At 62.5% G+C, this 6148-nt stretch carries 10 protein-coding genes; 3 read left to right on the top strand and 7 right to left on the bottom strand.

The features are described 5' to 3' along the window. The 6 genes from uppS to VIH17_10610 form a co-directional block, all read right to left on the bottom strand. On the bottom strand, positions 1-627 hold a 627-nt coding region (gene uppS, locus VIH17_10635; GenBank protein HEY4683688.1), incomplete at its 3' end, for a polyprenyl diphosphate synthase. A gap of 51 nt (positions 628-678) precedes the next feature. Beyond that, on the bottom strand, positions 679-1092 hold the full coding sequence (locus tag VIH17_10630) for a transcriptional regulator (protein HEY4683687.1): 414 nt from the start codon (positions 1090-1092) through the stop codon (positions 679-681). Further along, positions 1085-1699 (bottom strand): hypothetical protein, encoded by a 615-nt coding sequence (locus tag VIH17_10625; protein ID HEY4683686.1) that lies wholly within the window; start codon positions 1697-1699, stop codon positions 1085-1087. Before VIH17_10625 ends, VIH17_10630 begins: the two co-directional genes overlap by 8 nt. Next, entirely contained in the window at positions 1696-2340 is a 645-nt protein-coding gene (locus tag VIH17_10620) for a DUF72 domain-containing protein (GenBank protein ID HEY4683685.1), read from the bottom strand. The genes VIH17_10625 and VIH17_10620 overlap by 4 nt, the downstream gene beginning before the upstream one ends. Positions 2341-2394: 54 nt before the next feature. Beyond that, positions 2395-2649 carry a hypothetical protein gene (locus VIH17_10615; protein HEY4683684.1) on the bottom strand — a complete coding sequence of 85 codons (255 nt, stop codon included), beginning with the start codon at positions 2647-2649 and terminating at the stop codon, positions 2395-2397. Between the two features lie 169 nt (positions 2650-2818). Beyond that, entirely contained in the window at positions 2819-3790 is a 972-nt protein-coding gene (locus VIH17_10610; protein ID HEY4683683.1) for a hypothetical protein, read from the bottom strand. A 33-nt stretch (positions 3791-3823) separates the two neighbouring features. Here VIH17_10610 and VIH17_10605 point away from each other — a divergent pair, with 33 nt between their 5' ends. The 3 genes from VIH17_10605 (at position 3824) to VIH17_10595 (ending at position 5250) form a co-directional block, all read left to right on the top strand. Further along, on the top strand, positions 3824-4291 hold the full coding sequence (locus tag VIH17_10605; GenBank protein HEY4683682.1) for a hypothetical protein: 468 nt from the start codon (positions 3824-3826) through the stop codon (positions 4289-4291). A 232-nt stretch (positions 4292-4523) separates the two neighbouring features. After that, on the top strand, positions 4524-4844 hold the full coding sequence (locus tag VIH17_10600; protein ID HEY4683681.1) for a nucleotidyltransferase domain-containing protein: 321 nt from the start codon (positions 4524-4526) through the stop codon (positions 4842-4844). Continuing rightward, a complete protein-coding gene (locus VIH17_10595; GenBank protein HEY4683680.1) occupies positions 4828-5250 on the top strand; it encodes a HEPN domain-containing protein in 423 nt (140 codons plus the stop codon). Before VIH17_10600 ends, VIH17_10595 begins: the two co-directional genes overlap by 17 nt. Before the next feature lie 8 nt (positions 5251-5258). Here the strand turns inward: VIH17_10595 and VIH17_10590 are convergent. Further along, positions 5259-6148, bottom strand: an 890-nt coding sequence (locus VIH17_10590) for an AsmA family protein (GenBank protein ID HEY4683679.1), incomplete at its 5' end; no start/stop codon positions are given.

The following is a 6148-nucleotide window of genomic DNA, read 5'->3' as shown; positions in this document are numbered from 1 at the left end:
GCTCAAGCGCTGCTCGCCTCCGGTGCGGATCAGAAGATCCACATCGGGAGAGGGCGCACCGTCGTGGATCGCAGCCGCCAAGAGCCGGGAGAATGTCTCTTGCGACACCTTTGTCCTCCCGTTCAAGCGGCGCGCCGCGCGGAAGATGGCATCGCGGGCGGAATAATCCACCGCAAGGCGTAGATGCAGCGCGCGGCCTCGGGCGGTTCGAGCCTCGGCGACTTTCACGGCCGCGCGCAACGGCGCCGGCAGCCGGTCGCGCCGGCCGATGACGCTGATTCGTATGCCGTGCTTCGCGCACGTGTCGGCTTGCGCCTCGAGAAAACGCTCGAAGAGCTGCATGAGCGCGGCCACCTCGCCCTGGGGACGCTGCCAGTTATCGGAAGAAAAAGCATAGAGGGTCAGCGTGCCGATGCCCAAGCCGGGCGCGGCCTCGACCACGCGGCGCACCGCCTTCTCGCCCGCCCGATGGCCTGAGGCCCGCGGGCGCCCGCGCGCCACCGCCCAGCGCCCGCTCCCGTCCATGATGATCGCGACGTGCAAGCCCGCTGGCATGCCATCCTCCCGACCGCTTGCCCACTGCTCCCGCGCCCCATCCAGGGCCTCAGCCACGAGACGGGAAATCATCGGTAAATCACTTTGTACGGCAAAGTATAATCCCAAAAAAATTTTCCGCGCCTACCCTTCCCGCGCTGTGCGAATGAGGGCCTCCATGTGATCGAGATAGCGTTCGAGCGCCCGGCGTCCGCCTGCCGTCAAGCGGTACTCGGTCCTCGGAACGCGGCCCCGAAAGGACTTCTGGCAGGCGATGTACTGCGCTTCCTCGAGCTTGCGCGCGTGCACGCTCAGATTGCCATCGGTTGTTTCGAGCAATCTCTTCAGATCGTTGAAGGCCAAGCACTCGTTGACGGCAAGCGCGCTCACGATCCCGAGCCGCGTGCGCTCGTGAATGAGCCGGTCGAGTTCCCTGGGGCCCCTCGTTCCCCCGAGGCCGCGCACGGCGCGCATCTCGCCACGATTCAATCGGGGCTCGCGCGTCGCGCCGCCCATTTTCGACTGACGTTCCAGCGCCAAACCGCTCTGTTTAGCCACCGTGCCTCCTGGCGATGAGGATGCCGAAAAGGATATGGAGGCCGCCGAAACCGGCCGCCAGAAATGCGTTCCCCCACGCCGCCGGAGAGAAGAGCGCCATTGCGCCCGCGAGCATGAAGCCAAGGCCCATGACCGGAACAATCTTTACGGAGAACGCCCCTCCGGTCACGATGCCCGTCCCGTACAGCAACAGCCACGTTCCCGGCAGCACGCTGGCCAGTCCCCGACGATACAGGACGAGCGTCAGCAGGGCGCCCACAAGCAGGGGCGGTGAAAAACTCAACGCGAATTTCCGGCCCGGACCGGACAGGAGCGGCATCTTCGCCGCGCGCGACTTCCGCACCATCGCCCACCCGGCGATCCCGAAGGCAAGAAGTGCTTCCCCAAGCCACGTTCCGATCCAGACTTCAGGGGTCGCCTGCCGCCGAGCCACCAGGGCCGCGCCGAGGGCCGTAATCCCCATCGCGACCCCGCCCCAGCCGGGAACGGCGGTGAAGGAGCCCGCGCGTTCCATCGTCTCGCGGATGAAGCGCAGGTTATCGGCAGCGTGCGCGTCAAGCGCCACGGGGTCTGGGGAACGCGAGCGAAGCGGACCGAGGCGAGTCATGCCCCTATCCTACCTATCGGGACTACTCTGTCAAGTACTTTGTATTTCAAAGTTATGTCCCGTAACCCTTCCCCGCCCTCACCGCCGAGGTGCTCGCCGGAAGGGAACCGACCGCCGCTGTCGGCGATGGCGAGCGCCACATGGTGGCGTGCGAGCAACTCGAGCGGCTTTGACTCAAGCCAGCTTGCGTGACGCGGCTCGATGGCGTAGCGCTTCCCTTCCGGCAGCCAGCTCAGGAAGCACCCCACCACGCGCGCGTCAAATTTCAGGCTCGGTGGAAGCTGGAAGAGGATGACGCCAGGCTGTTCGCCCAGTTCTTTGGCCGCCGCGAGAAACTTCTGCAAGGGCTCGCGCTCCTTGAGCCGCGCGAAGTGCGTGATGCCACGGTGGGCCTTCACCGCCCAGAGAAAGCCCTTCGGCGAGGCCTGCTTCCAGCGTGCAAACGTCGCCGCGTGGGTCAGCCGGTAGAAGCTCGCATTCAGCTCGAGTGTGTCAAACTTCGACTGGTAGTACTCGAGCCACCGGCTGCGCCCTGAACCATACGGTTCGGGGCTGCGCGGCAGGTCTTTTGGGTAGAAGAGGCCCGTCCAATGCCAGTAGTTCCAGCCCGAAGTGCCGATGCGAATTTCGGGGCGAAGCATGGAGGCCCGCCTGGGCAGGCCCTGAACCGTATTGGTTCAGGGCAGGCAACGAAACTATAGCACCCGCTCACACCCCGCCGCGACATGGCTAAGAATCACGCCCGGACCTGCCAGCCACACCGATACGGCGCGTCTGAGGAACAACCCCGTGCCGATGGCGCCGCCCAGCGCAATCATCCCAAGCTGCCGCGGCGTCAGTTGCCGCCGCAGACCGGCATCGCATTGGCGGACAGCCCGCTCGGTGGAATCGTCAGTTGTGAACACGCGCACAGGGATCGGCGGAGAGGGAAATAAGTCAGGCGCGGGCATTGTTTTTCGTTTCAATCGTCCCTACGGGACTTGCGCGAAATCGGCACCGGATTCCCGGCGATGAATCGCCGGGCTATTTTCAGTTCAGAGGCAGAAGACGCCTGCTCGAGCAGAAGGGTTGCACCTTCTCCGCCGACGCAACGTTCTCATGGTGGCGTGTTCGGAGATGCTAGCGTTCCGGGAGGCGTCTTACATTCGATTCGGTATGAACGTGGCCGCGGAAAGTCACGTTGCCCCCGATCTCAGGAGGCCGCTCGAAGGTGAGTTCCACGTGTTCGTCGCCCTTCTGCGTGGAGCTGAACAGCAGTCCGGAATCGAGCGCGAGGTAGCTCAATCCCTCGCCCGTCGCTTCTGCCCGGGAAGTCATCCGGGTGCCGCCTTTCCCTTTGACTTCTTGAGCAGCCGGGTCTTTCTGACGACTGGTGTAACTCGTCAGAATCACCGCGCACGTTCCCGTCGCGCCTGGCACGCTCTGGTCTGAGGCCTCACCCGGAGGCGGAAGGATTCCGGGCTGGCACGGTTCATTGCGCAGATAGGTGGAGCGGGCCTGCCAGATCATTCCGGGGATCGAACTCCACTGCATCGGCAACTCGTTTTCCCAGCTTTCTCCGGGTGCGACCGGACGGTTGGGAGTCTGCCCGGCAAAGGCGCTCTGGCTCAGCCAGGACTGCATCGCCTGCATCGCTTCTTGCGATTCGATCGCGTGCTCGGGGTCTTCGAGCTGGCTGACCCGCCCGTCCGCTGCCAGGGTGAAAAGGATTGCCTTTCCCTTCAACTTGGCGTAGAGCACCTCGAGCTTGGCGACGTCCGGATCATTCGCCTCCCCTTTGACGTCCACACTCGACTCTTCGTAAGTCAAGCTGAGGCGGGTCCCCTTTTCAGCAGAGACTTCGAGAGCTTCGACGCGGACGGTGGTGGTGATCATGCCCTCAAAGACGTTGGGGGGATTGGGACCGCTGATGAGACCTTCGCTGGTCGATTCCGAACGAATGCGCAGCGCCACCTCGTAGCGCATCCCTTCACCGGCGCGGAATCTGGGCTTGAGCAGAACCTTGAGTTCTTGCCCGGCCCCGAGCGGCCGCGCCGGACTCGCCAGGCTGGCCAGAAGGAGCGGGAGGAGAAGAAACTTTGACCGCGGCATCAACACGTTTGGATGCCTTCGTCTCCGGTGACGATGCCCCGCCGCCGCGGTAAAGCCTGGCTAAAACTGAAGCGACCGCTGGCGACGCTCGATGTCGTGGTAACCGCCGTCGAATTCGGCCATGGCAAGCGACGCGGACTTCTCTCGGACTACACCTTCGCAGTGCGGGATGGCGACGAATTGGTGGATATCGGCAAGGCCTATTCCGGGCTGACCGACCGCGAGATCGTCGAGTACACCGATTTTTTCAAGCGGCATACGCTCGCCGACGAAGGGTTTTGCAGAAAAGTGGAGCCGATCGTGGTTCTCGAGGTGGCGTTCAATAATGTGCAACGCTCCGGGCGGCATGCGAGCGGCTTTGCCTTGCGTTTTCCCCGTATCCTCCGCATTCGCGCTGACAAGCCGGTCGAAGAGATCGATACCCTGGAGCGCGTGAGGCAGATCCACAAGCGGCAGGCATCCGCCCAAGGCTCGGTAACAAAACCATCCGAGAGAGATTAGTTTCGCGCGGCAAACTAGCGGGCGGGCTGAGTCAATCCGGTAGCAACTGTGAGTCTTGATTCCCAAAGGGTGCCGGTCAAGGGGCATTGGAGGAAAACAAGCCCGTCAATCAGATTGCATTCGAACGAGTAGTTGCCGTCACAGCCGCCGTCGCATAGACTAGGCGCGACCCAAATGGGATCCTCATCCTGGGTACGGATACGACCCGGAACATTGTGGCAGGTACGAGAAAATGCTTACCGAACGGACAATCGAAGAAGTGTGCGAACGCTTGATTTCTCAATTCTACCCTTTGAAGATCATCTTGTTTGGATCCCGATCGCGCGGCGCGGGGACGGAAGCGAGCGATTTGGACCTGCTGGTGGTAGTTAAGGGGGATGGGTCAAAACGGGCTCAGGCTGCTGCCATGTATCGGGCTCTGCGCGGCCTAGACGCCGCTGCCGATATCGTGGTCGTTACCGTCGAAGAGTTCGAGAAATATCGTAACGTGGTGGGTACCATCATACGTCCGGCCGATCGCGAGGGAAGGGTACTCTATGAGCGTACCCCCTGAGGTCGAAGCGATAGTTGTCGGCTGGGTGCTAAGAGCCAGAAATGACCTCAAGGCCGCAGAACATCTCCTGACGCTGGCCGATGATTCCCCATTCGACGCGGTTTGTTTTCACGCGCAGCAGTGCGCTGAGAAGCACCTGAAGGCTTTGCTCACCAGCCACGCGGTTGCGTTCGAGAGAACACACAACCTTCGGCGGTTACTTGATCTCTGCGCGATGGAGGCCGGGCTGGAGGCAGAGTTGCCTGATCTCGAGGAATTGATTCCCTATGCGGTGGAGGCGCGCTATCCAGGAACGTGGGAGCCTGTCACCCGCGCTGAGGCTGAACGGGCTGTGGTTATCGCCCGCCGAGCGGCAACTGCCATCTGGAAGCGACTGGAGCAAAGGGGAATTCATCTGGCGCCCTAAGCTGAATTTTAGCGGCCGGGCTGAGTCAATCCGGTAGTAGCCGTGAGTTTTGGTTCCCAAAGAGTGCCGGTCAGCCGGTAGCTCCGGGTGGGGCTCAGGGGTAGCGTGGCTGCCGGACGGGAGTCGTCCGCTGTGACTCGTCGTCCTGCTTCGCGGAACTCTTCTGCACGAGCCGCCATGGCTGCCTTCGGATAAATTCGCAGCGCCAGTTTGCCATCAAAACCAGCCGTGCCGACAAGTTCCAGTTCTGTTCCCTCCACCGTGAGCGTCAGCGACCGGAAATCCAGGCGGCGACCGGCAATGAGGAAATGGGCAGTGGCCGAGCGAAAGGCAGTGAAGCCGATCCCATGTCCTGCGGGGCGGGATGATCCCGGCCTGGTTGCCGCTTCCATGGCCTGGCGCAAATCGAAGTGCGTGACACGGCCATCGTTCCAGTTTAACTGGACGCTGCCGGTAAGAGTATCGATCAGCTCGCTGGGGGTGCTCCCTGAGCTTTTCAGCGTCAGGGTACCGTCCAGCCAGCCCGCCAGCAGAGAACCCGAATCGGGTAAGCCGGCAACTGACATTTTGGCGGGCAAGCCGCTACCACTTCTCGAAAAGGCGGCTCCTTCCCCTTCCAAACCCGGCCGGGCCCACAGGCTCTCGGCAAGCACGCGGTCAAACTTTCCCTGCATGTGGTAGGAAGGACCGACCGGGGCAGGACGAAAGTCGGCGCGGAACCAACCTTCAAACTGGCCGCCATAGGCGCGCATCGTCATATGGTCGAGGCGCATCTGCCCGCCGGAAAGATCAGCCGTCGCTCGCAGATCTTCCGTCCTGACTAAACCGACCTCGAGAGAGCCCACCGCCAACTTTCCAGTGGCGCGAACGGAATCTAACCATCGCGCGCCTGGTTTTG

The sequence above is a fragment of the Candidatus Acidiferrales bacterium genome, from assembly GCA_036514995.1.
Lineage (GTDB): Bacteria > Acidobacteriota > Terriglobia > Acidiferrales > DATBWB01 > DATBWB01.
The sequence above is the reverse complement of the archived record's forward strand: the minus strand, read 5'-3'. Positions and strand labels throughout refer to the sequence as shown.